The organism is Salipiger sp. CCB-MM3 (genome assembly GCF_001687105.1).
Classification (GTDB): domain Bacteria; phylum Pseudomonadota; class Alphaproteobacteria; order Rhodobacterales; family Rhodobacteraceae; genus Salipiger.
This window is the reverse complement of the sequence record NZ_CP014595.1, coordinates 2784542-2810608: the sequence shown is the minus strand read 5'-3', so window position 1 is coordinate 2810608 and position 26067 is coordinate 2784542. Positions and strand designations below refer to the sequence as shown.

Annotated in this window: 24 protein-coding genes; 3 read left to right on the top strand and 21 right to left on the bottom strand. The window is 68.0% G+C overall.

All coding sequences use genetic code 11. The features are described 5' to 3' along the window. Window positions 1-117: 117 nt before the first annotated feature. The 12 genes from mltG to AYJ57_RS26225 all read right to left on the bottom strand — a co-directional run bounded on the left by mltG (window position 118) and on the right by AYJ57_RS26225 (window position 10952). Window positions 118-1278 (bottom strand): endolytic transglycosylase MltG, encoded by a 1161-nt coding sequence (gene mltG / locus AYJ57_RS13460; RefSeq protein WP_066106221.1) that lies wholly within the window; start codon window positions 1276-1278, stop codon window positions 118-120. 1 nt (window position 1279) lies between these two features. Then, on the bottom strand, window positions 1280-2539 hold the full coding sequence (fabF, locus tag AYJ57_RS13455; protein WP_066106218.1) for a beta-ketoacyl-ACP synthase II: 1260 nt from the start codon (window positions 2537-2539) through the stop codon (window positions 1280-1282). A 93-nt stretch (window positions 2540-2632) separates the two neighbouring features. After that, on the bottom strand, window positions 2633-3427 hold the full coding sequence (locus tag AYJ57_RS13450; protein ID WP_066106215.1) for a glycosyl transferase: 795 nt from the start codon (window positions 3425-3427) through the stop codon (window positions 2633-2635). An 88-nt stretch (window positions 3428-3515) separates the two neighbouring features. Beyond that, window positions 3516-4805, bottom strand: a complete 1290-nt coding sequence (locus AYJ57_RS13445) for a DUF3422 family protein (protein WP_066106213.1) — start codon at window positions 4803-4805, stop codon at window positions 3516-3518. 144 nt (window positions 4806-4949) lie between these two features. Continuing rightward, entirely contained in the window at window positions 4950-6026 is a 1077-nt protein-coding gene (locus AYJ57_RS13440; protein WP_066106210.1) for a DUF1513 domain-containing protein, read from the bottom strand. Window positions 6027-6030: 4 nt separating this feature from the next. Beyond that, window positions 6031-7026 (bottom strand): imelysin family protein, encoded by a 996-nt coding sequence (locus tag AYJ57_RS13435; RefSeq protein WP_066106207.1) that lies wholly within the window; start codon window positions 7024-7026, stop codon window positions 6031-6033. Further along, a complete protein-coding gene (locus AYJ57_RS13430) occupies window positions 7027-8571 on the bottom strand; it encodes a di-heme oxidoreductase family protein (RefSeq protein ID WP_066106204.1) in 1545 nt (514 codons plus the stop codon). It lies immediately after the preceding gene. Further along, a complete protein-coding gene (gene bfr / locus AYJ57_RS13425; RefSeq protein ID WP_066106201.1) occupies window positions 8558-9043 on the bottom strand; it encodes a bacterioferritin in 486 nt (161 codons plus the stop codon). The genes AYJ57_RS13430 and bfr overlap by 14 nt, the downstream gene beginning before the upstream one ends. Further along, window positions 8991-9287 carry a (2Fe-2S)-binding protein gene (locus AYJ57_RS25500; RefSeq protein ID WP_083191256.1) on the bottom strand — a complete coding sequence of 99 codons (297 nt, stop codon included), beginning with the start codon at window positions 9285-9287 and terminating at the stop codon, window positions 8991-8993. The genes bfr and AYJ57_RS25500 overlap by 53 nt, the downstream gene beginning before the upstream one ends. A gap of 14 nt (window positions 9288-9301) precedes the next feature. Further along, window positions 9302-10561 (bottom strand): imelysin family protein, encoded by a 1260-nt coding sequence (locus AYJ57_RS13420; RefSeq protein ID WP_066106199.1) that lies wholly within the window; start codon window positions 10559-10561, stop codon window positions 9302-9304. A gap of 53 nt (window positions 10562-10614) precedes the next feature. After that, window positions 10615-10773, bottom strand: coding sequence for a hemin uptake protein HemP (gene hemP, locus AYJ57_RS25495; protein ID WP_412094009.1), 159 nt, complete (start codon window positions 10771-10773; stop codon window positions 10615-10617). A gap of 2 nt (window positions 10774-10775) precedes the next feature. Continuing rightward, complete coding sequence (locus AYJ57_RS26225; protein ID WP_193789495.1) at window positions 10776-10952, bottom strand: hypothetical protein; 177 nt, start codon at window positions 10950-10952, stop codon at window positions 10776-10778. 214 nt (window positions 10953-11166) lie between these two features. On the opposite strand from AYJ57_RS26225, the gene AYJ57_RS13415 reads away from it, so the two are divergent. Then, window positions 11167-12303 carry a metallophosphoesterase family protein gene (locus AYJ57_RS13415; RefSeq protein WP_066106197.1) on the top strand — a complete coding sequence of 379 codons (1137 nt, stop codon included), beginning with the start codon at window positions 11167-11169 and terminating at the stop codon, window positions 12301-12303. Further along, complete coding sequence (locus AYJ57_RS13410; RefSeq protein ID WP_066106194.1) at window positions 12300-14924, top strand: AAA family ATPase; 2625 nt, start codon at window positions 12300-12302, stop codon at window positions 14922-14924. Before AYJ57_RS13415 ends, AYJ57_RS13410 begins: the two co-directional genes overlap by 4 nt. On the opposite strand, the gene AYJ57_RS13405 is transcribed toward AYJ57_RS13410, so the two are convergent. Then, complete coding sequence (locus tag AYJ57_RS13405) at window positions 14921-15532, bottom strand: 2-hydroxychromene-2-carboxylate isomerase (RefSeq protein WP_066106191.1); 612 nt, start codon at window positions 15530-15532, stop codon at window positions 14921-14923. The genes AYJ57_RS13410 and AYJ57_RS13405 overlap by 4 nt on opposite strands. 281 nt (window positions 15533-15813) lie before the next feature. Then, complete coding sequence (locus tag AYJ57_RS13400) at window positions 15814-16455, bottom strand: MarR family winged helix-turn-helix transcriptional regulator (RefSeq protein ID WP_066106188.1); 642 nt, start codon at window positions 16453-16455, stop codon at window positions 15814-15816. A 188-nt stretch (window positions 16456-16643) separates the two neighbouring features. Between AYJ57_RS13400 and AYJ57_RS13395 the strand changes: the two genes are divergently transcribed. Then, the gene (locus AYJ57_RS13395) at window positions 16644-18170 is read left to right on the top strand and encodes an MDR family MFS transporter (RefSeq protein WP_237220158.1); all 1527 of its coding nucleotides are present in this window, start codon (window positions 16644-16646) and stop codon (window positions 18168-18170) included. Between the two features lie 16 nt (window positions 18171-18186). Here the strand turns inward: AYJ57_RS13395 and AYJ57_RS13390 are convergent, their stop codons facing one another. From AYJ57_RS13390 to AYJ57_RS13360, 7 genes are all read right to left on the bottom strand, one after another. After that, window positions 18187-19146, bottom strand: coding sequence for an isopenicillin N synthase family dioxygenase (locus AYJ57_RS13390; protein WP_066106185.1), 960 nt, complete (start codon window positions 19144-19146; stop codon window positions 18187-18189). 479 nt (window positions 19147-19625) lie between these two features. Continuing rightward, the gene (locus AYJ57_RS13385; RefSeq protein WP_066106183.1) at window positions 19626-20891 is read right to left on the bottom strand and encodes a glycerate kinase type-2 family protein; all 1266 of its coding nucleotides are present in this window, start codon (window positions 20889-20891) and stop codon (window positions 19626-19628) included. Next, on the bottom strand, window positions 20888-22606 hold the full coding sequence (locus tag AYJ57_RS13380; protein WP_066106180.1) for a hypothetical protein: 1719 nt from the start codon (window positions 22604-22606) through the stop codon (window positions 20888-20890). The genes AYJ57_RS13385 and AYJ57_RS13380 overlap by 4 nt, the downstream gene beginning before the upstream one ends. Before the next feature lie 157 nt (window positions 22607-22763). Next, window positions 22764-23237 carry a lipocalin family protein gene (locus tag AYJ57_RS13375; RefSeq protein WP_066106178.1) on the bottom strand — a complete coding sequence of 158 codons (474 nt, stop codon included), beginning with the start codon at window positions 23235-23237 and terminating at the stop codon, window positions 22764-22766. Between the two features lie 83 nt (window positions 23238-23320). After that, window positions 23321-24037, bottom strand: a complete 717-nt coding sequence (locus AYJ57_RS13370) for an RlmE family RNA methyltransferase (protein WP_066106176.1) — start codon at window positions 24035-24037, stop codon at window positions 23321-23323. An 89-nt stretch (window positions 24038-24126) separates the two neighbouring features. Further along, a complete protein-coding gene (locus AYJ57_RS13365) occupies window positions 24127-25239 on the bottom strand; it encodes a Ppx/GppA phosphatase family protein (RefSeq protein WP_066106173.1) in 1113 nt (370 codons plus the stop codon). Between the two features lie 31 nt (window positions 25240-25270). Beyond that, window positions 25271-25999: a sulfotransferase family 2 domain-containing protein gene (locus tag AYJ57_RS13360; protein ID WP_237220216.1), complete on the bottom strand. Its 729-nt coding sequence runs from the start codon at window positions 25997-25999 to the stop codon at window positions 25271-25273. Window positions 26000-26067 lie beyond the last annotated feature (68 nt).

The window sequence follows — 26067 nt, the reverse complement described above, 5'->3', positions numbered from 1 at the left end:
CCGCTCGCCCGGCGGCTTCGCCTTGATCCCGGGCGTTTTTCATACCGTGCTCTCATCCCCAAAACGAAAAAGGCCGGGCATCGCGCCCGGCCTTTTCTTGTTTCCGACAGAGAGTGCTCAGTTGCCCTCAGCCTTCTCCGCTTCGATCTTGCGCCATGCGGCGACGTTGCGGTTGTGCTCGGCCAGCGTCGCCGCAAAGGCATGGCCGCCCGATCCATCCGCCACGAAGTACACATAGTCCGATTGCGCCGGGTTCAGCGCCGCCTCGATGCTGGCGCGGCCCGGGTTGGCGATCGGGGTCGGCGGCAGGCCGTCGATGACATAGGTGTTGTACGGCGTCTCTTTGCGCAGCTCGGACTGGCGCAACCCGCGGCCCAGCACGCCTTCGCCATTGGTCAGCCCGTAGATCACCGTCGGGTCCGTCTGCAGGCGCATGCCGCGCTCGATACGGTTGACGAAGACCGAAGCCACCATCGGACGCTCCTCGGCGACACCGGTTTCCTTCTCGACGATCGACGCCATGATCAGCGCCTCTTCGGGGCTGTCATAGGGCACGCCCTCGGCGCGGTTCTGCCACGCCTGCGCGAGGATCGCCTCCTGCGCCTGCTCCATACGCGCGATGAGATCGGCGCGGCTGTCGCCGGGGCTGATCTCATAGCTGTCGGGGGCAAGCGCGCCCTCGGCGGGACGCTCGGCGACCTCGCCGTCGAGCACGTCGATCTGGCCCAGTTCCTCGACCACTTTCCAGCTGGTCACACCCTCGGCCAGCGCCACGCGGAAGCGCGTGCCGACCTCGGATTTGATCGCCTCATAGCCTTCGGGGCGCGGCTCGTCGCTGGCGGGGTCGAACTCGATGCGCTCCACATAGCGGCCGGTCTCGGGGTCGAGTTCGCGCACCTGCACCTCAGCGCTGTTGACGCCGATGCGATAGACCACCTCGGTGCCACAGGTCGACGCGCCGCCCTTGGTGACGATGTCGGTGATCTGCGTCATCGAGGCATGCTCGGGCACCAGATAGGACCCGGCCTTGAGCAGATCGGTCTTGTCGCCATAGTCGGCGCCGAGACGGAAGATCATGTCAGAGCTGATCGCGCCCTGTTCCGCGAGATCGTGCGAGACGCGGGTGAAATTCGAGCCGCGTTCGACCTGCAGGCACATGGGCTGCTCCAGCGGACCCTCGGCGCTGTACTCGTTCTGAGCCCAGAGCAGCAGCCCGCCGGCGAGGAACACCAGCACCACCAGAAAGGTCATCGCGTTGGAGGCGATGTTGCGCCACATATCAGCTGACCTTCCCGAAGATCACGCTCGCGTTGGTGCCGCCGAAGCCGAAGCTGTTGGACAGGGCGTAGGTCACCTTGCGCGCGCGCTTGGCGTTGGGGGCGAGATCGATGGGCGTCTCCACCGCCGGGTTGTCGAGGTTGATCGTCGGCGGCGCGACCTGATCGCGGATCGCGAGGATCGAGAAGATCGCCTCGATCGCACCGGCGGCGCCCAGCAGGTGGCCGGTGGCCGATTTGGTCGACGACATGGTGACGTTCTTGGCGTGATCGCCCAGCAGCCGTTCCACCGCGCCAAGCTCGATCGTGTCGGCCATGGTCGAGGTGCCGTGGGCGTTGATGTAGTCGATGTCCGACGGCTCGAGCCCGGCGGATTTCAGCGCCGCGCGCATCGAGCGCTCGCCACCCTCGCCATCCTCGGAGGGGGCGGTGATGTGATAGGCGTCGCCCGACAGACCGTAGCCGAGGACCTCAGCGTAGATCTTCGCGCCGCGCGCCTTGGCGTGCTCGTATTCCTCGAGCACGACGATGCCCGCGCCCTCGCCCATGACGAAACCGTCACGGTCGGCATCATAAGGACGGCTGGCCTTCTGCGGATCGTCGGCGCGCTTGGTCGACAGCGCCTTGCAGGCGTTGAACCCGGCGATGCCGATCTTGCAGATCGCCGCCTCGGCGCCGCCCGCGACCATCACGTCGGCGTCGCCGTATTTGATCAGCCGCATCGCGTCGCCGATGGCGTGCGCGCCGGTCGAGCAGGCGGTGACCACCGAGTGGTTCGGACCCTTGAAGCCGTATTTGATCGAGACCTGACCCGAAATGAGGTTGATCAGCGCGCCGGGCACAAAGAACGGCGACACGCGGCGCGGGCCCTTCTGTTCCATCATCACGGCGGTGTTTGCGATGGAGTTGAGGCCACCGATGCCCGAGCCGATCAGAACGCCGGTGCGCTCCAGATCTTCTTTCTCGGTGGGGGTCCAGCCGGAATCCTCGACCGCCTGCTGCGCGGCGGCCATACCAAAGAGAATGAAGGTATCGACCTTGCGCTGCTCTTTCGGCTCCATATAGGCATCGGCATTGAACGTCCCGTCCGAGCCGTCACCCAGCGGCACTTCGCAGGCATAGGTGGTGGTGAGCCCCTCGGTATCGAAGCCTTGAATCGGGCCAGCGCCCGACTGGCCGTCAAGAATACGTTCCCAGCTCTTTTCGACACCATCCGCCAGCGGCGTGACAAGCCCCAGCCCGGTAACCACAACGCGACGCATTGCTCTGCCTCTCTCTCAAGTTCGTAATGTTGACGCCGCTCTTACCGCGCGGGCGGCATAGTCGGCAAGCATAACGGTTAATCTTCCGAAGGATCAGGCCCAGTCTTGGCCGAGATCCGCGCGTGCCCGGTCGATCCAATGCTCGCGCAGCCAATCGCAGGGTTTGGAATGGCGGATCAGGCTGCCGTTGTAGCCCTCCAGCGCCTCGGACATCTTCGGGTGGCCATGAAAGCAGACCACGCGCGCCTCTTCCGGCAGGCGCGGCGCATGCAGCCAATTGCCCGGAAACGGATTGCAGTCATACTTGAAGGACACGACCCAAGGCTCTGGGATATATGTGAAAACATCGCGATCCATCGCTTTGTGCGAGGTATAGCGCTGCTCTGATCCGCGGGCCTTTTCGACCTCTGCATAGGCGTCCTTGGCAAGGTCTTCGTACAGGAACCCATGCTGCGCCGGATCGAAACGGAACACCGAGCCATGGCCGGTGGGCCGCCCCTTGCGCTTCTCGGTCCAGTCGTGGCGCATGGCGATGGTGCCGGGCGCGAGATCGTGAATTTCGCCCAGCGGGCCGGTGATCACGACGTCGAGATCAAAGCCCAGAACCGGCCCTTCCAGATCGGGCACGAGGCCGGGCCGGAACAGCGAGACCTTGCGCATAGCGCCCTGCCGGTTGGCGACGGCCAGCGCGGCGGCCATGGGCTCGGCAAAGGGTTCGACCGGCAGGTCGATAATCTCGATATCCGGGTGCAGCCCCTCGGCGTGTTCGGTCATGCAAAAGAAGCGCACCGGGCGATCCATATGCCGCCGCACGCCGGAATACAGCCGGTTGACGTATTCCGGCCCAAAGGCGGTGCCCCATTTGATGCAGAAGATATTGGCGCGCATGGTGCCCTCCGAACGGTCTTTCCCGCGCTTTATCGCAAGGCGCGGGAAAGTGCCAACCTTTCGAGGAAAAACCGCCCGCGGCGGCGCGCTAGTGCCCTTCGACCTTATGCCGGATGCGGTGGATCCCCAGCCAGACCAGCAGCACCACCGGCAGCACCGACATGGCGGTCAGCATACCCTTCGAGATGCCCACCGCATCGGCGACGGGATAGAGCAGATAGCCCACCAGCGAGACCGCGTAGTAAGAGATCGCGACCACCGACAGCCCCTCGACCGTGGTTTGCAGTTGCAGCTGCTGGTCGGCGCGTTTGTCCATGCTGGCAAGGATGTCCTGGTTCTGGGCGGAGCGTTTGACCTCCACACTCGTGCGCAGAAGCTCGGCGGCGCGCATGGCGCGAGCCGACATGTCCGAAAGCTGCTTTTCGCTGCTTTTCACCGTGCGCATGGCGGGATCGAAGCGCCGCGCCATGAACTCGCGGAAGGTCTGCCGCCCCTCGAAGCGCTCTTCGCGCAGCACCGCGATGCGCTGGCCCACCAGCGCCTCATAGGCCGCCGTGGCCGAGAGGCGGAAAGCGCTCTGCGCCGCCACGGTCTCTAGCTCGGAAGACACCCGCAGGAGCGCGCGCAATGTGTCCTCTTCGGGGGTGTCGCCATGGGTCATCTGGGTCGACAGCCGTGTCAGATCCTCGTCGATGCGGATCAGGTCCGAGCGGATGGCGGTGACACGGGTAAACCCGAGCATAGCCATGGTCTTATACACCTCGATCTCGCAAATCCGCTGCACCACGCGGCCCACCCGCCGCTCTCCGACGCCGGGACTGACGAAGATGCCAAAGCGCTGATGCCCAGCCGGGTCGATGCGGAAATCGCCGCCCACCACCAGCGCATCGTCCAGCATTCGGCTGACCGCCACGCTGTCGGCGACGAACCAATCGCTGAAGACATCGTTCATCTGGTTGGGATCGGCGGGACGCGGCGCGATGCGGATCATTGCCGAGGTCATCCGCACGCCCGGGGCTTTCTCGAGCCAGTCCTCGGGGAAGATGCCAAAGTCGCGCGGATCAAAGGGCGTGTCGCCCAGCCCCGGCAGAAAGGCGGTGTAGGTGACGAACTCGGTGTGCAGTTCCCATTTGATCTCGGCCTTGCCGATCTTGCCCGAGTAATGCTTGGCGTCGGGCTGCGGATGCGGCGCGCCGTGACGATCAAGCAGGTCGATGAGATGCGCCAGATCCGCGCTGCGATCGCGCGAGGCGGCATCGCTGGGCCGTTTGATTGCCAGATAGATGGCGCGGCATGGCGCCTCTAGCGCCGGGAACGGCCTTGCATGCAACTCATTGGCAAGCTGATAGCGCAGCGGGTGGTCTTGGATCGGCGGCATAGTGCAGGCTCCGGGAGTCTTTTTCCCGACAGTAGCCACACACCCCGCGAAGTAAAGAAATTACGCAAGCGTTTTCAGTATATTAGCGGAATACCTTTGTATACCGCACGAAGCACCGGCACCCTGCGATGCCGGTGCCCGGGTTCAGCCCGCGATGCGCACCAGATGATTGTCCCACGCCACCTCGGCGCGGCGCAGCGCCCTCGGGGCATCTCCGCGCAGTTCGATGAGCCCGCCAAGCCCGTCGCTGGCGATATAGCCGCCCTCATGCGTGGCCAGACCGCAGACATCGGTCCGCGACACGGCGCCAAGGAAAGCGCCCGCCTCCGAGAACCGGTGGATGCGCCCGCCGCGCGGCGAGGTGATGGCGATCTCCTGCCCGTCTCCCGAGAAAGCGACGCTGCCCGCATAGCCGTTCATCGCCAGCTCGTCGGCCAGCGGTGCCTCGCAGAGCACTGGCGCCTCACCACGGCGGTGCAGCCCCAGAAGCGGCGTCGCCGCGCCGGGCTCGCCCTGCCATTGCATACAGAATCCCACCAGCCCGTCAGCGCGCAGCGCAAGGTGGCGGATGGAGTTCTGGTGCAGGTCCTCCTCCAGTTCGACCATCTCCATCAGCGTGCCATTCAAGCCGACATACGACAGGTTCGGCTTCATGCTGTCGATGTTGAGCTTGGTGCGGTCCCATGCGTCGGTCTGAATGCCGCCATTGGCCACCACAAGGCTCTGCCCGTCCGGCATCAGGCGCATCTCATGCGGACCAAGGCCGTGCGTGGGGAAATCCGAGACGCGTTTGTAGCCCGCCTCGACGTCCCAGATACCGATCCGCCCGGCGCTGCCTTCGGCCTCCTGCTCGGAGGTGAAAAGCACGGTGCCATCGGCGGAAAACGCGCCATGGCCGTTGAAACTGTGGCCCTCGGGGGCGCTCAGCTCGTGCAGCAGCGCGCCGGTGATGCAGTCGATGACCAGCGCATAGGTGCCCGGACGACGGGCAAAGCCCACGGCCTCGGCGCGGCTGGGGTGGGCGCAGGCGGCATGGCCGCGCGCCGGCAGCGGCACACGAAAGGCCTCGGCCCCATCGTCGCGCAGGCCGATCAGGGTAAAGCTGCCGTCACCCTGTTTCGCGGCGGCCAGATAGGCCGGATCACCCACCGCCGCCCAGCCCGTCGCGGGCGCGGCAGAGACGGCAAGCAGGCTGGCAAGAAAGCTGCGGCGTGTGGTCATGGCGTCAGTCTCCGTCTGCGGAATTGAACCCGGCGGCGATGCCGAGCGGCGCGCCCAGTTCGGCCTCGATGGCGTCCTTCAGCGCGCGCACCTGCTGCTGGACGATCTCCACATGCAGACGCTCCGACGGATCGCCCACCTGCTGGAACGAGGGGTCCTCGACCCGGCTCGCCACCTCGCGCAATTGCTCCATGGCGGCATCGGTCACCGGCATCTCCCAATCGGCCAGCGCCTTGGCGAGCGCATAGGCGCCTTCGGCATCGCGCAGCACGTTGCGCAGGCTGCGCCCCGAGCGCCACGCCTCGGCGCGGGTCGGACGCGGGCGCTCGAAACTGCCCAAGGGACGGCCAAGGCGGGTGTCGGCGGTGAACTCGAGCCCCGAGACCACCTGCGTGAAGAGCGCGCGCATCGCCTCATCCTCGGCGAGATAGGTCGCGTTGCCCTCTTCCCCGGCGGTCAGCAGCACATTGGCAAAGCTCTCGGTCCAGCCGGTTTCGAGCGCTGCCGCCTGCCGCGCCAGATCCCGGGTCATGGTCTGCACCAGCGTGCAGGCGTAGCTGCCCTGCGCGTAGCCAGAGAACTCCTCATCATAGAGCATGAACTCCAGCGGGTAGAGCCCGCGCACCGCGATCGAGGCATCGGCAAAGGCGGCAGGGTCGGTGCCCACCGGGTCTTCGGACGCGATGAAGCGCGACAGCGTCTTGGGGGTGAAGCCGCGGCTGTCGGGCCAGAAGGCCACCGGCAACGCACCGGTCTCCGACGGGCCGATGTGAATGTCGGCCAGCGCGTTCCAGCGATCGAAGGCGTGGTTCCACGGATCGCGCAGGCTTGCGGCGGTGCAATCTTGCTCGGCAGCCTCGGCCAGCGTCCCAGTGGCCTCGGCGAAGGCCATGAAGCTGGGCAGGATCTGCTCGGAGAGCGCCTCGGGCACCCCGGCGTGAAGCGGGCCACAAAGCGGACCTGCGGCCAGCACGGCGCAGAGGGTCAGACGGTGTTTCATTCACAAACTCTCCAGATATCGGATCAAGGCCGCGCGGTCCGGCGGCGCCATGGACACCACCCGCGCGCGCTGCGTTTCGGCCTCGCCGCCATGCCAGAGGATCGCCTCCAGCAGGCTGCGGGCCCGTCCGTCGTGCAGGAAGGTGGTATGACCGCTCACCCGTTCGGTCAGGCCGATGCCCCAGAGCGGCGCGGTGCGCCACTCGCGCCCCGTGGCGCGGCCCTCGGGCCGGTGGTCGGCCAGCCCCTCGCCCATGTCGTGCAGCAGCATGTCCGAATAGGGCCAGATCAGCTGAAAGCTCTGCTCGGGTCGGGCGTCGAGCCGGTGGGTGACGAATTTCGGGGTGTGGCAGGCCGGGCAGCCGGTCTCGTAAAAGACCTGCTTGCCGCGCAGCACCTGCGGATCGTCCGCATCGCGCCGCGCGGGCACGGCAAGGTTGCGACTGTAGAAAGTGACGAGATCGAGCGCCTGCTGATCCGCCTCGAAGCCGCCATGCGCCTCGCTGTCGCCGCCGGGCGCGGCGCGGCAGACCTCCTGCGCGGCGGTGCAATCGCCCCAGACCTCGGGAAAGAGCGGCGTCGAGATGCCGATATCATGGGCAAAGGCCGAGGCCGACTGCTCGCGTAGCGTCGGCATGCCCGCTTTGTGCCCGAAGCGGCCCAGCATGGCTGCGTCATATTCCTGCGACCAGACGATGGCGGCGCGGCCAGAGATGCCGTCGCCATCCGCATCCTCAGGGTCGGCCAGCGCGAGGATGTCCTCTGCCGGGATCGCCTCGAGCAGGCCAAGCCCGATCATCTGCGGCGCCACGCGCGGGCTGAGCATCGCGCCTTTCGCCAGCGGGCCATAGGCAAGGTCTTCGGCGGCATAGCTGGGCGCGCGCAGCGCGGCGGTCTCGCCGCCCGAAAGCGGCACCTCGACCTCTTCGTAGGTGACCGAGAACCGCGCCTCGGCGCCCTGCCCGACCGTGCCGAAATCCTGTATCTGCGTGCCGTAGACCGGATCGGGGGCCGTGGCGATCCACTCTTCGATGGCGGGCATCTCCGCCTCGGGCGCGGCAGGAACCGAGACCCGCAAGAAGATCGACACCGCGCCGTCATTTGGCCCTGCAGGCGGATGGCCCCGCCCGTCCTTCAGATGGCAGTTCTGGCAGCCGCGCGCGTTGTAGAGCGGCCCCAGCCCGTCCGAGGCCAGCGTCGACGAGGGCGAGGACACCCAGAGTTTGCGGAACAGCCCATTGCCGACCTTGAAGTCGAGCTCGCGGTCGAACTCCATATTGCCCGAAGGCTGCGAGAAGGCATCGGCGTTGCGCCGGACGCGCACGGTGGCGGCACCGCCGGGCAGATCCTCGAACTTCTCGGGCGCGCTGAAATCCTGCGGCAGAGCCGTCACGGCGGCGATGCGGGCGGCCTCGGCCTCGGTGCGGGGAATGATGTTGAGGTGCAGATCGCGCAGCGCTGCGCCGGGGCCCGGCGTGTCGGCAGCGGCTGCAGCGGATGCGCCGCCCAGAAGGGCGGCGCAGAGCACGAGGTTACTCGGCTTCATCCATCGGCATGGCGTTGATGACCGCATAGCGTTCGGCACCGACCCGGTCGTAGAGTTCCAGTTGCGTCTCGAGGAAGTCGATATGACCTTCTTCGTCGGTCATCAGTTCCTCGAACAGGTTCTTGCTCACATAGTCGCCCACCGACTCGCAATGCTCGCGGGCTTCTTTGTAAAGCGCCCGTGCCTCATGCTCGGCAGCGAGGTCGCATTCAAGGGTTTCTTTCGGATCCTGACCGATCCGCAGCGGGTCGAGCTTCTGCAGATTCGGGTGCCCGCCGAGGAAGATGATCCGGGTGATCAGCTTGTCGGCGTGGTTCATCTCTTCGATGCTTTCCTCGCGGCTTTTCTTGGCCATGTGACCAAGGCCCCAGTCTTCCTGCAGCCGGTAGTGCAGCCAATACTGGCTGACCGCCGTCAGCTCAGACCGGAGTGCCTTGTTGAGATACTCGATGACCTTCTCGTCGCCCTTCATATCCGTCTTCCTGTGGTTGCGCGCGACGCCGGAGGCCGCGCAGGTGCATGGGTACCTCCAGATTGTCGTTGCGTCGCATGGTTTGCAAGAAGAGCGGCATGCAACCTCCACAATCGGCTGCTTTTCCCAGCGCGTGGTAGATCTTTCCGGGCGTGATGATCGTCTGCGCATCAGCTTGTCGCATCCAGTCGATCGCGGCGTGAATGTCGCGGTCAGAGATACCCATGCAGTGGCAGACGATCATCGCTTCAGTCCTTCTTACTGGAAGACGGCGTTGGGGTTGTCGAGGCTGTCGGAGCCTTCGAACTCCATGTCCTCAAGTTCGAGCGCGGTGACGATACGCTCGATGGTGCGGGTCTGGTCGATGAGACCGTCGACGCCGCCCATGATCAGCGCCTCGCCCTTCTCGTTGCCGGCCTCGAGCATCTGGTCGTAGCTGAAGCCGCCCTCGGCCGCGGTCTTGATCTCGCCGAGCGCCACCATGGTCGCGTCGAGCTTGGCTTTCATCTCGGTGTCGAGGTCTCCCGAAGTTTCGGCCACCAGATCGCTCAGCGACGGGCCCGAGACGACCGAGCCGTCAACCCGCTCGTACTGGCCGAGGTAGACGTTCTGGATGCCCTTGCCGTCATAGAAATGCGAGTTGTGGGTGTTGTCCGAGAAGCAGTCATGCTCTTCCTCGGGATCGTTGAGCATCAGGCCAAGGCGCATACGCTCACCCGCCTGCTCGCCATAGGAGAGCGAGCCCATGCCGGTCAGCATCATGACGATGCCCTGATCGGCATTCTCCGACACCGCCTCGCGCGCGGCGCCGCCCTCGGCCCAGTTGGCAGCCATTTCTTCGAGGTCGGACACCAGCAGGTCGGTCGCGGCGGTCAGATAATCCGCGCGGCGGTCGCAGTTGCCGCCGGTGCAGGCATCGCCGGTGACGTAATCGGTGTAGGGACGCTCACCCGCGCCATGCTCGGTGCCGTTGAGATCCTGTCCCCAGAGCAGGAACTCGATGGCGTGATAGCCGCGCGCCACATTGGTTTCGATGCCGTCGGCCTCGTTCAGCGTGTCGGCGATCAGTTCGGGAGTGATCTCCGACGCGTCCACCTCGGCACCTGCCAGTTCCAGCGTCGAATTGGCGATGACGTTGGATGCGGCAAAGGGATTCTCGTCGGTGGCACCGCCGTAGGTCTCGTCGACATAGTCGATCAGACCCTCGTCGAGCGGCCATGCGTTCACCTTGCCTTCCCAGTCATCCACGATCGGGTTGCCGAAGCGGAACACTTCGGTCTGCTGGTAGGGGTTGCGCGACGCGAGCCATGCTTCGCGGGCGGCGGCCAGCGTCTCTTCCGACGGCTCGGCCACCAGCGCGGCAACCGCCTCTTGCAGCGCCTTGGCGGTGGTCAGGCTGTCCTCATAGCCTGCCTGCGCGATGTCGGCGTAGGTGTCGATGACCTCTGCCTTGTCGGTGGCGGCCAGCGCCGGTGCGGCAATGGTCAGCGCAAGTACGGATGTGGTCAGGAATTTCATCTCGGTCTCTTCCCTCGTGGCTTGTTATTTTTGATGCGGCTAGCGGGGGTGGATCACTTGGTCAGGATCAGCTTGCCGGCCTTGGTGATGCGCAGCGTGTAGATCTGCCCGTCGAGCTCGATCTCGGCCAGATTTCCGGCTTCGGTCAGCTGACGCGCGTCGTGGCGCGGAATTGCGGGCTGCACGGCATCGGCCTTCAACCTGTCGATCATCATTATCTCACTCCTCGTGCGGTACGTGCCTTGTCCCCGTCCCGGGATGCCTCGACCCGGTCGAACAGCGCCTCGAAAGTCGCGTCGATCGGCCAGAGACCGCCAAAGACCATATCCAGAAGCTCAGCGCGCATACCGCGCGCCGATGCTGCTTCGGGGGTGCCGATGTCGCTGTGCATTCTGGAATCCTCGTCCCTGCGTTCCCGGTATCGGCTTCCCCGCAGGATCCGCGGAGTGGCTGGCTTGTGGTCAAAACTGAGCAAATGAATCGGATTTGTCAATCCGACAAATTCCGTCAGAATTCACAAACCCGCGCAACACCGTGCGGATTCCCGCCCTGTTCGCGTTGCGTTCGCTGTGCAGATGCGCGATCACTTGCGCAAAGGGGAGACAATGGCCGAATTCCGCTTCATCCACAGCTCGGACCTTCACTTGGGCCGGCGCTTTGCCGCCATGCCCGAAGAGATCCGCCCGCATCTCGCCGAGGCCCGCCACGGCGCCATCGCCCGTCTGGCCGAGGCCGCCCGCGCGCATGGCGCGGCGCATGTCCTGCTCGCCGGGGATGTCTTCGACACGCCCACGCCCAGCCCGCGGGTTCTGGTGCAGGCGCTCAACGCCTTTGGGGCCGAAGAGGCGCTGACGTGGTGGGTACTGCCCGGCAACCACGACAGCCTCGGTGCCGAGGCGCTCTGGGCCGAGGTCGCCGCGCGCGCTCCGGCGAATCTGCGGCTGCTCGACCGCGCCGAGCCGGTAGAGATGGCCGCCGGGGTCTGGCTGCTGCCCGCGCCGCTGCCGCGCAAGTTTCCTGGCTATGATCTGACCGGCTGGATGACCGGCGCCGAGACGCCCGAGGGCGCGCTGCGCATCGGGCTTGCCCATGGCGCCGTGCGCAGCTTCGACGAAGAGGATGCGCGGGTCGACGAGGTGATCCCGCCCGACCGGGCCGAGACGGCGCGTCTCGACTATCTCGCGCTTGGCGACTGGCACGGGCAGATGTCGCTGGGGCCGCGCACATGGTACGCGGGCACGCCCGAGCGTGACGGCTTTCGACACGAGGGGCGCGGCGCCTGTCTTGCGGTCACCCTGCCCGGCCCCGGTGCGGCACCACAGGTCGCTGCCGTCGACACCGGGCTTTACCATTGGGCCGACACCGAGTTGAGCCTGCTGCCCGGCCAAGACGCAGCCGAGGCCCTGACCGAAGCGCTGCCCGAGGGCCGCGCGCGCCGCCGCGATCATCTGCTGCGCCTGCGCGCCACCGGCCGCACCACGCTCGCCGGACGCGCCGCGCTCGAGGGCGCTGCGGCGCAGGCGAGCCCCGACTTCGGCTATTTCGAACTCGACACTTCCGGCCTCGGCACCGAACACGAGCTGTCGGATCTCGACGCCATCGACCGCGCCGGGGCGCTGCGCATCGCCGCCGAGCGCCTCGCAGAGGCAGCCGAAGACACCGCCACCACCGAGCGCGACCGGCAGGTCGCCAGCGCCGCGCTCAACCGGCTCTATGGGCTCTTGCAGGAGGGTGAGGCATGAAGCTGCGCTCGGTCACGCTTTCCGACATCCGCCGCTTTTCCCGCCCGGTCACGCTGCAGGGCTTCGGTCCGGGGCTCAACGTGCTTTCGGCGCCCAATGAGGACGGCAAGTCGACGCTGTTCGACGCGCTGCAAGCGCTGTTCTTCGTGCCCCACCGCAGCCGCGCCAAAGAGGTCACCGCGCTGCGCCCCCATGCGGGCGGCGCGCCCACGGTGTCGGCGGAGATCGAGCGCGACGGCACGGTCTTCCGCCTCACCAAACGCTGGTTCTCGCGCGCCATGGCCGAGGTCCATGAGGGTGCCAAGCTGATCGCCAAGGGCGAGGCTGCCGAGGAATGGATCGCCGCGCTCACCGAGGCGCCGGAACAGGGCGGCCCGGCGGGGCTGCTGTGGGTGCGGCAAGGGCTGGTGGCGCTCGATCAGGGCGAAAAGCGCGAGCAGGACAATGCGCAGCGCGCGCGCCGCGATCTGCTCGCCTCGGTCGCCGGTGAGGTCGAGGCGCTGACCGGCGGGCGCCGGATGGACCGCGCGCTGGCGGCCGCCGAGGCCGCGCTGGCCGAACTGGTCACCGCCTCGGGCAAATCCAAGGCGGGCGGCCCGCTGAAGGCCGCAGAGGATGATCTGGCCACGCTCACCGAGCAGCAGGCCGAGCTTTCGCGCACCGCGCAGGCGCTGGAACGGGCGATCGACGAGCGGCGGCGTCTGCGCGGCGAATTGGCCGAGCTACAGGACCCCGAAGCGCAGGAGGCCCGCGAAACCCGTCTCGCCGAGGCGCGCGCCGCCTATGATGCCGCCCGCGCCCATGCCGACCGCCAGCACCGCGCCGAAGAGCAGGTGGCCGTGCGGCAGGCGCAGCGCGACAGCGCCGCCGAGAAATCCGCCGCCCTCGCCCGCGCCCGCGCCGCCGCCACCGAGGCCGAGGCGCGCCTCAAGGCGCTGCGCGAGGAAGAAGAGGTGCAGGCCGCCGCCGCGCTGACCGCCAAACAGGCCTTGCAAGGCGCGCGCGAGGCCCGCGAGGCCGCGCGACAGACCTTCCAGACCGCGCAGAAGGATCAGGCGGCGGCGCAGCAGGCCGCGCTGCGTGCCCGCACCCGCGCCGACCGCGCCGCGCTGCAAAAGCGTCTGAGCGAGGCTCGGGCGCTGGCAAAGGCCGAACAGGACGCGCTGAGCGCCGCCCGTCACGGCCCGGACGACACCGCCTTGGAGCGACTCGAGGCCGCCGCCTCGGAACTGCGCGTCCAGCGCGAGTTGCACGCGCGCAGCGCACCGCGGCTGCGGCTCGACTACCTGCCCGGCGCGCCTGAGGTCTTGCTGGACGGCTGCCCGCTGCCCGGCGGCGAAGACCGCCCGCTGCAGGGCGACACCGCGCTTGATCTGCCGGGCCTTGGCACCCTGCATCTGAGCCCCGGCGCGGTGCAGCAAGGCGATGCGCTCGAGCGCGCCCGCGAGGCGTTCGAGGCGGCTCTGGCCGCGACCCAATGCGCCTCGCCCGAAGCCGCCCGCGATGCCGCCCGCGCCCGGCGCAAGGCCGAGGCCAGCCTGCAAGAGACCCGCGCCGCCCTGCGCGGTGTGGCGCCCGACGGCCTGCGCGCCATCGAGGCGGCGCTGGCGGCGCTGCCCGATGACCCGAGCGAGAGCGCAGACACACCCGCCGCCCCCGATCCCGAAGCCGCCGCCGCTGCGCTGCAGGCCGCCGAAGACGCGCTCACCGCCGCCGAGACAAAGCTCGAAGCGGCGCGCAGCCGCGATGAGCAGGCGCGCATGTCCGAGGTCCGCGCCCTGACCGCGCGCGAGGCCGCCGAGGCCCGGCTCGCGGATCTGCAGGCCACGCTGCCCGAGGACCCGGAAGCCGCCGCCGCCCCGCTGGCCGAAGCACTACAGCAGGCCGAAGACGCGCTGACCGCAGCCCGCGATGCCGCCGCTGCGCTGGCCGGCGAGGCTCCGGATCTGCAGAGCGCCGAGGCGACGCTTGCCCGCGCGCAGGCGGTGCTCGATCAGGCCGCCAAGCGCCAGCGCGAACTGGCCGAGCGGCAGGCCGCGCTCGACACCGAGATCAGCCTGCGCGCCGGTGAGGGCGTCGAGGAGGAACTGGCCGCAACCGAAGAGCAACTGACCCGCGCCCGCGCCCGCGCCGAGCGCTATGGGTTCGAGCGCGACACGCTGCTGCTGCTGAAAGAAACGCTGGAGACCGCCCGCTCGGAGGCCCGCGAGCACTACTTTGAGCCGGTCACGCGCGAGCTGACACCGCTTCTGCGGCTGCTCTGGCCCGAGGCCGAACTGGTGTTCGACGAAGACAGCGCCCTGCCCCGTGCGCTGGCGCGCGACGGGCTCGAAGAGCCGATGGAGGTGCTCTCGGGCGGCACGCGCGAGCAGATCGCGCTGCTGGTGAGGCTGGCTTTCGCGCGGCTTCTGGCGCGCGGCGGGCGGCATGCGCCGGTGATCCTCGACGATGCGCTCGTCTATACCGATGATGCGCGGATCGAGCGCATGTTCGACGCGCTGCACCGGCAGTCGGGCGATCAGCAGATCCTCGTGCTCACCTGCCGCCAGCGCGCCTTCCGCGACCTTGGCGGCCAGATGCTGACCTATGCGCCCGGTGAGCTGCCCGAGGAGGCGCGTTAGGCCGCGTCGCGCTGCAGCGCCGCGCGCAGGCAGTCGATCTGATCCTGCCCGTAATAGCGTCTGCCGTGCAGCACATAGGTTGGCGAGCCAAAGACCCCCGCGTCGATCGCAGCGTCGGTCACGGCGGTGACCGCATCGCGCATCTCTTCGGTCTGCGCCCGCGCAAGGATGCGCCCGCCGGGCAGATCGGCGGCTTCGAAGGCTTCCTGCAGATCGCCCGGATCGGCGATATTGCGGTGCTCGGCCCAGACCCCGCGCAGGCAGGCGAAGGTCACCGCATCCTGATCGAGGCCAAGCACGCCGGCGGCCAGAATGCAGCGACAGGAGAGCCGCGGATCGGTGGGCCAGCTTGGCGGCATCGCCTCCATCCTCAGACCGCGCAGCCGCGCGAGCCGGGCCTGCTGCTCGATCCTGTAGCTGCGGCGGGCCTCGCCATGCTCATAGGGCGGCGTGACCCCGGCGGCGGCATAGACCCGCGCCATGTCGAGCGGCAGAAAGCGCACCCGCGCCCCGGAGTGCCGCGCCAGCGCCATGAGATCGTGATGCCCAAGATAGGCGTAGCCCGACATTGGCGCGAAATAATAGTCAATCACGGGCTCGGCGGGCATGGGTGGGCGCTCCTGGTTTCGGTCAGCTAGCCTGGGTCAGCTCAGACGGCCGTCCCGCGGGGCCATGGCACAAGCGCCGCATCAAGGCGCTTCGCCCAAGCGTCGTACGCGGGGGCCGATCCCTTCAATCAGGACAAATCTCGCGGATTTGGTCAACGCAGCCAAAGGGCTTGATGCCCCGGCATGCCGCGCCGCGGCGGCCACCGGCAGCTTCCCGCCAGTGGCAGAGCGCGAACGCCTGCATTATTCGCAATGTGAAGACAATCCGCCGTTCTGCGCGGTCACGCCTCGGGCGGTTCCGGCAGTTCGGCAAGCGCCGCGCGAAGATCGGCGATCCGCTCGGCCACCGGTGCGCTGTGCTGCCCGGCGCGGTCCGACCACGCGCTGAACCGGTCGAGCAGCGGCAGGAAAAGCGCGATCTCCTCCGGGTCCCAGTCCTTGAGAAAACTTCCCAGAACCAGAAACTTGTAGCTGCGCACCGCCGAGACGATCTCGGCGCCCGATGTGGTCAGTTCCAGCACCGTGCGGCGCGCGTCTTTCTGGCTGACCGCGCGGCGCACCAGCCCCATGCGGATCAACTCCGAAGCGATGCGGCTGGCGCGCGAAGGGTCGATCCGCAGCCGCGCCGCCACGGTCGATACCATTGTTTCCTCGCCGCGCGCGTCTTCGAATTCGCCTTCGGGCGCGCGCACCGCCAGCAGCACGTCAAGCTGAGCAAGATCAATCGACAGCCCCAGATCGGCCAGCGCCCGCTCACCCAATTCGCGCTTCATCACGCGCCGCCGCCACTTCTGCAGCGCGACGTCGATGTCGATCGCCGCCTGCGCCGAGGCATCGTCGATCCCCGCGCGGCGAAGGTGATCCCTGATCCGGGCGTCTTTGTCGGGCAAGGTCAGGCCCTCCGAATTACGTGCTGTTGACATGTATTTGCTCTTGTCACATATATGCCGTCGACAGCTACCAATCGCAAGGTGCCCCGCCGTGGCCGGTCCGAAGCGACCCGAGCCAGACCGGCGCGCGGCGCCTTGCGTGTGTATGCCCTCTGCCTGCCCCAGCTGCAGACTGACCAGACGACTGCCTGCCCCGATCACCGCCACCGAGGAGCCCCCGCATGACCCATCGCGCCGACCCGCTGGACAGCCCCGAGCCCATGGCCCCTGCCCGCTCCGACACCGATCCGGCGGTGATCCGGCTGGCGCTGATCGCCGTGGCCTCGACGCTGCTCTTTGCGTCGCTGGGGCAGACGATCGTTTCGACCGCGATGCCCACCATGGTGGCCGATCTGGGCGGGATGGAGCATATCACATGGGTGATCACCGCCTATCTGATGGCCTCGACCATTGGCGCGCCGATCGCGGGCAAACTGTCGGATCTGTTTGGGCGCAAGGCGGTGCTGCAGACCGGCATTGGCGTCTTCCTCGTGGGCGCGGTGCTCTGCGGCTTTGCCACGAACATGGGCATGGTCATCGCCGGGCGGCTGGTGCAGGGCGCCGGGGCGGGCACGCTGATCGTCACCTCCATGGCGGTGGTCGGCGATCTGGTGCCAGCGCGGCAGCGCGGACAGGCGCAGGGCCTGATGGGCGCGGCCTTCGGCATCTCGACGGTGGTCGGCCCGCTGCTCGGCGGCTTCATCGTGCAGCACTGGTCGTGGCACTGGATTTTCTTCGTCAACTTCCCCGTCGGCGCGCTGGCCTTCGTCGTGCTGGGCATCGCCCTGCCGAGCCGCACCGACCACAGCCACAAGCCCATCGACTATCTAGGCGCGCTGCTGCTGACCACGCTGCTGGCAAGCGCCGTGCTGATCTCCAACATGGGCGGTAGCGTGCTGGCGTGGAGCCATCCGGGCGTGCTGGCGCTGGCGGCGCTCTGCCTTGGGGCGCTGGTCGGTTTCATCGCGGTGGAGCGCCGTGCGCCCGAGCCGATCCTGCCGCTCTCGCTGTTCCGCAACAACGCCTTTCTGGTGGTCAATTCCATGGGCTTTCTGGTGGGCATGGCGATGTTCGGCACGATCACCTTCCTGCCGCTCTTCCTGCAGGTGGCCAAGGGCATCTCGCCCACCCAGTCGGGGCTTTTCCTTGTGCCGATGATGGGCGGGCTGCTGGCCGCCTCGATCGGTGCCGGGCGGGTGATGTCGAAAACCGGCCGTTACAAGGCGCTGCCGGTGGCCGCCACGGCGCTTCTTGCGTTGGCGATGCTGACGATGACGCAGGTTTCGGGCGAGACGCCGCTCTGGCGCATCGCGCTGAGCATGGTCGGCGTCGGGCTCGGCCTCGGGCCGGTGTTCAGCGTCGGCGTGGCGGCGATCCAGAACTCGATCCCGCGCAGCATGATCGGCATCGGCACCGCCAGCGCCAATATGTTCCGGCTGATCGGCGGCTCGATCGGCACCGCCGCCTTTGGCGCGATCTTCGGCCTTGGCCTTGCGCGCAATCTCGACGGTGCCCTGCCCGAAGGCGCAAGCGGCGGCATCCGCAGCATGAGCGCCGAGATGATCGCAGGACTGCCGCCCGAGCAGCAGGCGCAGATCATCGAAGGCTTCAGCGCGGCGCTGCATCCGGTGTTCTGGATTGCGTCTTGCGGTGGTCTGCTGGCCTGCGCCATTGGCCTGATGCTGCGCGAACGCCCGCTCGAGGACTGAGCCCCTCCGCAAACGCTCAGGACGCGATGTCGCGCGCCCTGTCCTCTTCCAGCAGCTCCTGCTCCTGCGGGCGCAGGGCGCCGGTGCTCTCGAGCCGCGAGCGCAGATAATCGGCGGCTCGCACCGGAGGATAGACCGGCGTGCCGGTGCCGGGCAGCGCGGCGATCATGCTCTCGGGGTTCGGATCGAGGAAGAAGGCCACCGACTGCCTGCGCCGCGCGGGCGGCAGCACGCGGTGGGTGGTCGAGACATAGATGTCATTGGTCCAGCGCATCAGGCAATCGCCGATATTGACGATCAACGCCCCCGGAAGCTGCGGCACATCCATCCAGTGCCCGCCGCGCGGCAGCACCTGCAGTCCCGGCTCGCCATCGGTGGCCAGCAGCGTCAGCGCGCCGTAATCCGTATGCGCCGCAGCCCCATGCTCATCGGCGGCCCCGGTGCCGGGCGGGTAGCTCAGCAGCCGCAGCGTCGCCATCGGCTGGGTGAAATGCGGCGCGAAGAACTCCGGCGGCTGGCCGAGATCCATGGCGATCGCCTCATGCAGCTTTATCCCCAGCGACAGCATATGGCCGTAGCAGGCCAGCATCGCCTCGCGGAAGCCCGGCAGGTCGGGCCAGAGATTGCTGCCGCGAAACGGCTCTCCGGCCAGAACCCTCGGATCGTTTTCCGGCAGGTCGAGCCCGACGTTGAACGCCTCTTTGCGGTCGGGAAGTCCGGCGCCCCCGGCCTGCTCCGAGCCGATCCGCGCCCAGCCCCGGTTGCGCGCGTTGCCGGCGATCGACAGCGGCGCTTTCAGCGCCTCGGGCATGTCGAAGAACGCGGCGGCGCGGTCGAAAACGGCGGGCAAAAGCTCGGGCGGCAGCGGCGGATTGGCGAGAAGGAAGAACCCATCCTCGCGGCAGGCCTGCCCCAGCGCGAAGGCAAAGCCCTCGGGATCGTCGTTCAGATCGTCATAATCGAGCACGGGGATCATCGCTGCATTCCCTCCGTGGATCGGCTCACCTGAAGGCGCGGACCAAAGGCCAGCGCGGTTCAGGCAATTCTCCACCATCTTGAAGGCTTCGCAAGCGGTTTGAGCGCCCGGCCCGTGCGCAATGGCACCGAACCGCGCATGGATGAGGGCACGGGGCCCCTCTTCAACGTCCTTGTGCGGCCCGTCAGCCGCGCAAACGGCGCATCAGATGTGCCAAAAGCCCGTTGGGCGCGGGCAGGAAGCAGCAGATCAGCACGAAGCGCAGAGGATTGATGACCATCATGGCGTAATGTCCCCGGAATGCAGCAGCGCCGGCGCGACCCTCGTGCCGGTCGCGGTAAATCTGCCGCCTCGCCGTCACGGATTCGTGACGCCGCCATGACGTTGCAATGACGCCGGAAGTGCGCCGAGGGCTGGGGCCAAAAGCCTTCGAAGGCTTTTGCAACGTCCTTCGAAGGACGTTGGCCCGGCCCCGGCGCTCAGCTTTTTATGAAGATAGCGCGGAAATCATTCACATTGGTGCCCGTCGGCCCCGGCACAAAAAGGTCGCCCAAGAGATCGAAGGCCCCCCAAGCGTCGTTGCGCGACAGCGCGGCCATGGCATCGCCGCCCGCCGCGCGCAGCCGCGCCGCGCTGCTGCCATCGGCGAAGGCGCCAGCGTTGTCCTCGCTGCCATCGATTCCGTCGGTGTCCGCCGCCAGCGCGTGGATCCCCGGCAGACCGTCGATCGCATGGGCAAAGGACAGCAGAAACTCGGTGTTGCGCCCGCCGCGTCCGCCGCTGCCGCGCAAGGTAACAGTGGTCTCACCGCCCGAGAGCATCACCACCGGCGCGGTGAAGGGCCGCCCGTGCAGCACCACCTCGCGCGCCATCGCCGCATGCACCCGGCCCACGTCGCGCGCCTCGCCTTCCATCGCGTCCGACAGGATCACCGCTGGCACCCCCTCGGCTTCGGCGCGGGCCGCCGCCGCCTCGAGCGACAGCCGCGCCGAGGCCACCACATGCACCTCGTTGCGGGCGAAACAGGCGTCATCGGGCTTTGGCGCCGCCGCGGCGGGGCTGCGGATATGCGCAAGGATGTTGTCGGGCAGCGCGATGTTCCACGCCTCGATCATCGCCAGCGCCGCCGCCGCATCCACCGCGTCGGGCACGGTCGGCCCCGAGGCCACCTGCGCCGGATCATCCCCCGGCACGTCCGAGACGATCAGGCTGACCACTTTCGCCGGTGCGCAGGCCGCCGCGAGCCGCCCGCCCTTGATGCCGCTGGCGTGTTTGCGAATGGCGTTCATCACACCGATCGGCGCGCCCGACGCCAGCAGCGCGCGGTTGAGCGCCTGCTCATCCTCCAGCGTCAGCCCGTCGGGCGGCGACGGCAGCAGCGCCGAGCCCCCGCCGCAGACCAGCGCCACCACCAGATCCTCTTCAGTAAGCCCCTCGACCGCCTTGAACAGCGCCGCGCTGGCCTCGAGCCCCGCCGCGTCGGGCACCGGGTGCGAGGCCTCCATCACCTTGAGCTGTGCGCAGGGCGCGGCATAGCCGTAGCGGGTGACGATAACGCCCTCGAGCGGCCCGTCCCAGAGCGCCTCGAACGCCTGCGCCAGCTGTGCCGCCCCTTTGCCGAGGCCGATCACCACCGTGCGCCCCTCGGGCTTTGCGGGCAATGCCGTGCGCAGCGCCTGTTCCGGGTCCGCTGCCGCGACAGCCGCCTCGAACAGGCTACTGAGAAAGCGCGTCTCTTCGTTCATTCCGGGCTCCTCCGCCGTGTCGTGTCTGTCTCGGGCCAGGCGCTGATCCGCACCGCATGGGCCCGAGGCTCTCCTCCCTCCGGCAGCGACAGATCCGCCTCCACCGCCGCAATGGCGCCGCCTGCGGCGCGCACGTGATCCTGCACCGCGCCAAGCGCGGAGACCAGAGCCTCTTGCGCGCCGGTCTCCAGCCCCAGTTCGAGCCCCAGATCGCGCCGCGCCCGCGGCGACAGCGGCAAAAGCGCGCTCACCCGGGCACCGCCGGGGCGCGACAGCCGCAGCAGATAGCCAAACGACGGGCCCGAGCGCAGATCCAGCGTCACCGCCGCGCCGGTCTCATCCCCCGCCTGCGCTGCGCCGACACCCAGCACCGCCCGCGCCTCGGGACCATCCACGGTGACCGGTGCCTCTTCGCCCGGGCGCGGCATGAGCGGCGGCTCACCGCCGGGCCGCAGCGTGCCGATCTCGATCACCGCATGCAGCGCCTCGAGCGCCGGTTTGAGCCCGGCCAGCGGGATCACCCCGTCCTGCATCAGCGCCTCGGAGCGGCTGCGGGTCATCTCGGCCCGGTTCAGCGCCAGCAGCGCCAGCGGCATGCCGATGCGCTGCCGTGCCTGCGCCGCCGCGAGCCCGGCCCGGCCCCAAACGCCGCCTGCGCCCCGCGCACCGCTGCGAACCACCGCCAGCGACAGCACCGCCTCGCCGGTCATCATCTCGGCAAACACCCGCGCCAGCCGCCCATCTTCGCTGTTCAGCAGCCCGGCACAATCGAGCGGGTTGGACGCGGCCACCCCCGCCTGAAGATCGCGCGAGAGCGCCTCGCGCTGCAGATCACTGAGCGCGGCAAAGCGCAGCCCGCTGCGCCGCCCGACGGCGTCGATCTGCGCCGCCAGCCCGGGCGCGCAGGCCATGGCCGAAAGCGCATTCGCGGGCAGCGGTCCCACCATATGCAGGATCCACAGCGCCTCGACCAAAGCCTTCGGCCCGCCCACATGCGCCGCCCCGGCGCGCCGCAGCAGCGCCTTGCGGCCCGGCCCCAGCCCGGTGCTGAGAAAGATCAGCGCCTTGCCGTGCTGCTGCGCGATACGGCCAAGGTCCACCAGCGCCGCCGGATCGCCAAGGGTCTCGGTCTGCACCGCCAGCGCGGTCACCCGCTCGTCGGCCAAAAGCCGCGGCGCAAGGCTGTGCAGCGCGGTCGCGCCGCTGCCCGACATGGGCAAAACATACGATAGCGGCAAGCCCCGCGCGCGCGCCAGCACCCGCTCCGCCTGTTCGGGAGCGGCGCAGAGCAGCGCCACGCCCCGGCGCATCTGCGCCTGTTCTTCCGCGCCTGGCCAGAGCGCCACGCGCTCGGCGGGGATCAGCAAGCCGCCGGGAAACACCGGCAGCGGCGGCGCCTCGGGTGCGGCAGCCAGATGCGGGCAGACGGCAGCCCCCGCCCCCTTGGCCGCCAAGTCCGCAAGCGCCGCGCCGAGGGCCCCGTCCCGCAGCGCGACAAAGGCCAGATCCGGCGCTTGCGGCAGCGCTGCGATGCCTGCAAAGCCGCGCACCCCGGCCACCGCTGCGCCCGCGTCCTGCGCATCCGTCGGCACCGGCCAGATCGTCCAGGGATAGCCCTGCGCGCGCTGCGCCTCGATCACCGGCGCAAGCTCTGCGACGGGGCCGATCAGCGCAATCGAGCGCGGGGCGAATATGCGGCTGTCTCGCTGGGTCATGCGGCCTTACCGGTGTCTTACTCCGCCGATTTCATATGAAAACGCAGCGGGTTGCGAGCGGAAAACGAGCGCAGGTCACAGGTTGTTCATGGGCTGCGGGTGTTTCGGTCACATCTCCGGCATAGCGCTGCCGCGACCACCCGGCAGCGCGCAGCCCTCAGCCGCCCGCCATGCGCGACAGATCGTAGCCGTACCACGTCAGGATCTCGCGCGCCGCCGTGCGCCGCTCGCCGGGGCGGCCGGTCCGGTCCATGATCCACACCCGTCCGCCCGCGGGATCGCCAAGCGCCGCGGTGCGGTCGTCGGCGTCGATCCAATGCACCCAAAGCGTCTCGCCCGCGACCTGCAGGCGGCCCGGCGCCTCTTCCTGCAGCGGCAGCGCCACGCCATCGATGCGCATTTCAGAGCCCGACACCTCGATCCGCGCCCCGGGTGCCATGCCCGCCCCTTCGGTCACCGTCCAGCCGCCCTGCAGCCGCTCCAGCCGCGCATCGGCCTGCGAGCCCACGGGGGCGGTCGGGTTGCGCAAGGGAATCTCCACCGGCGGCGGCGGCGCCTTGGCAGCGCAGGCCGCCACAAGCGCCAGCGCGGGCAGCGCGGCAAAATTCCGTATCAGCTTTTGGATGGACATTGCGGCACGCTCCCGAGGTTTCGAGCGCCAGCCTCTCGCAGCCCACCCGCAGGCGCAAGCCGCGGCAGGGTGCTGCGCGCGCCTCAGCCCCGGAACCCGGTGGCGACGACGAATTTCTCGGAGGAATCCGATCGGCTTGCCGGCGGCTTGACGTTGGCGACCTTGTCGAAGCGCTGTTTGAGAAGCTGCTGCAGCGAACCCTCGGCCCCGCCCGCCAGCACTTTGGCGACAAAGGTGCCGCCCTCGTCGAGCACGTCGAACGCCAGATAGGCCGCCGCCTCGCAAAGCGCGATGATCCGCAGGTGGTCGGTCTGCTTGTGGCCCGAAGACGAGGCCGCCATGTCGGACATGACCACATCGGCCTTGCCGCCGAGCCATTCCTTGACCTTGTCGTCGGCGCCATCTTCCATGAAATCGAGCTGGTGAATCTCGGCGCCTGCGATGGGCGTCACCTCCTGCAGGTCGACCCCCAGCACCGTGCCCACGGCCTTGCCCTTCTTCTCGCCAAGCGCGTTGACCCGCGGCACCGCCACCTGACACCAGCCGCCGGGCGCGCAGCCCAGATCGACCACCCGCGCGCCGGGCACGAGGAAGCGGTACTTCTCATCCAACTCGAGGATCTTGAACGCGGCCCGGCCGCGATAGCCCTCGGTCTGCGCGCGTTTCACATAAGGATCGTTAAGCTGGCGCTGCAGCCAGCGGGTCGAACTGAGCTTGCGGCCACGCGCGGATTTCACCTGGACCTTGAGGTCCCGCTGGCCGCGCCCCGATGTGTTCTTGCCGTCAGGTTTCTTCGCCATCGTCCCGCTCTTCGTCTAGATGCAAATATCCCGGGGGAGTCCGCGTCAGCGGACGGGGGCAGCGCCCCCTGCCGGAGTTTCAGCCGCCCCTATAACGGCCCGTCTTCCAGAACGCCATCCACCGACATCTGCGCATAAAGCAGCCCCTCGCGCAGCCCGCGGTCGGCCACCGACAGCCGGTCGGTGGGCCAGATGCGCAAAAGCGCCTGCAGGATTGCCGCGCCCGACATGATCAGCGCCTGCCGGTCCTGCCCGATGCGCGGATCGCGCCGCCGCCCGGCGGGGCCCAGTTCGAGGTATTTGCGGATCACCGCCTCGATCTGGTCCGAGGACATGCGCAGCCCGTCGACCTTGGTGCGATCATAGCGGCGCAGCCCAAGATGCGAGGCCGCCACCGTCGTCACCGTGCCCGAGGTGCCGATGATCTGAAAACCCTCGCGGCTCTGCGCGTCCTTGTAAGGCGCGAATTCCGAAAGGTTTTCTTCGAAGAACCAACTCATCAGCGCATAGCGCGCCGCGTCGTCCTGCACGTCGTTGAACTGATCGCGCAGCGTCGCGACCCCCAGCGGCACGGAAATCCAGTCGACCACTTTGGCGGCGGGAAACGGGCTTTCGGGCGGGTGGAACCCCGAGTGCAGCCGCATGATCGCGCGCGGACGGTCGCGGTGCGGCACCGACGACAGGTCGATCCACACCAGTTCCGTCGAGCCGCCGCCGATGTCCACCACCAGCAGTTGCTCGGTACGGGTCGAGACCAGCGGCGCGCAGGAGATCACCGCCAGCCGGGCTTCTTCCTCGGGCTGGATGATCTCCATTTCAAGGCCGGTCTCGCGCTTGATCTGGCGAATGAACTCGCGCGAGTTCTTCGCCCGCCGGCAGGCCTCTGTGGCCACCAAGCGCATGCGCGACACCTCGTGGCGTCGAATCTTCTGCTGGCAGACCCGCAGGGCCGCCACCGTTCGCCCCATCGAAGCACGGGACAAACGGCCGCTCCGCTCGAGCCCATGCCCAAGCTGGACGGATTTGGAAAACGAGTCGACCACATGAAACTGGCTGCCCTTGGGTTGGGCAATCAGCATGCGACAACTGTTCGTACCCAGATCCAGCGCCGCATACAGCGCATTCGGATCGGGTTTGTTCGGCGCGGGGCTCTCGACCGGTTTCGGGAAAGCGCCCGCACCTCTGGGACGCCTTGGCGCCATGTTCTGCGCCTTTCCGTATATGTAGTTGTATTCAGGATACGCGGCGCAAAGACGAGGCGCAAGAGAACCTTCCGCCCGGTTTGAACGGGTTCGGGTAGAAGGCGTTCAAATATTCGTACTCTGCCTCGAGGAAGACCCCCAGCGCCTGCAACGTCTGCGGCTGCAAGCTTTCGGGATCGAGCGGCGCGGCGCTGCGGTTCTCGCGCGGCATCACCACACTCTCTCCGCTGCGCTTGGACAGATCGGCGGCAAGCTGCGGAAATTCGGCGGTGGTATAGACCCTGTCATATGCATCGAGGTCGGGGCCAAGGAACAGCCATGCGGGCAGCACATGGTGCTTCACGCTCGATGCGCTGTCACGATACGCGGCGAGGTTCTGGAAAAAGAAATCCGGGTCCGGATCCAGCGGCAGCCCCTCCTCCGCGCGCCGCAGCCGCCGCGAATTGTGAAGCTCGCGCAGATCGACGACACGGTTGGTGTAGACCGAAAGAAGCCGCTTCAGCGGCTCGCGCACCACGCAAAAGCGCCAATGATCCGCGACCTTCTCCCAGCGGTGCGGGCGAAAGCGGCGGGTGGGATAGATCGCGTGCCAGATGTTCACGTCGCGCCCGGCCTCGGGCGGCAGGCTCGCCTGCGGGTCGATTTGCGCCAGAGCGGCCTTGACGGTGGAACAGCCAGCCTTCGGCAGCGCCATATAGGCGATCTTGTGGGTTTCCACCGCAATGACCATAAAGCGCCGCCCCAACTGCCGAACAAACACCGACAAGCCTACCGCCCCATCCCGCCCGCGGCAACGCGGCATCGGGTCTTTGGCCCGGCCCGCCTGTC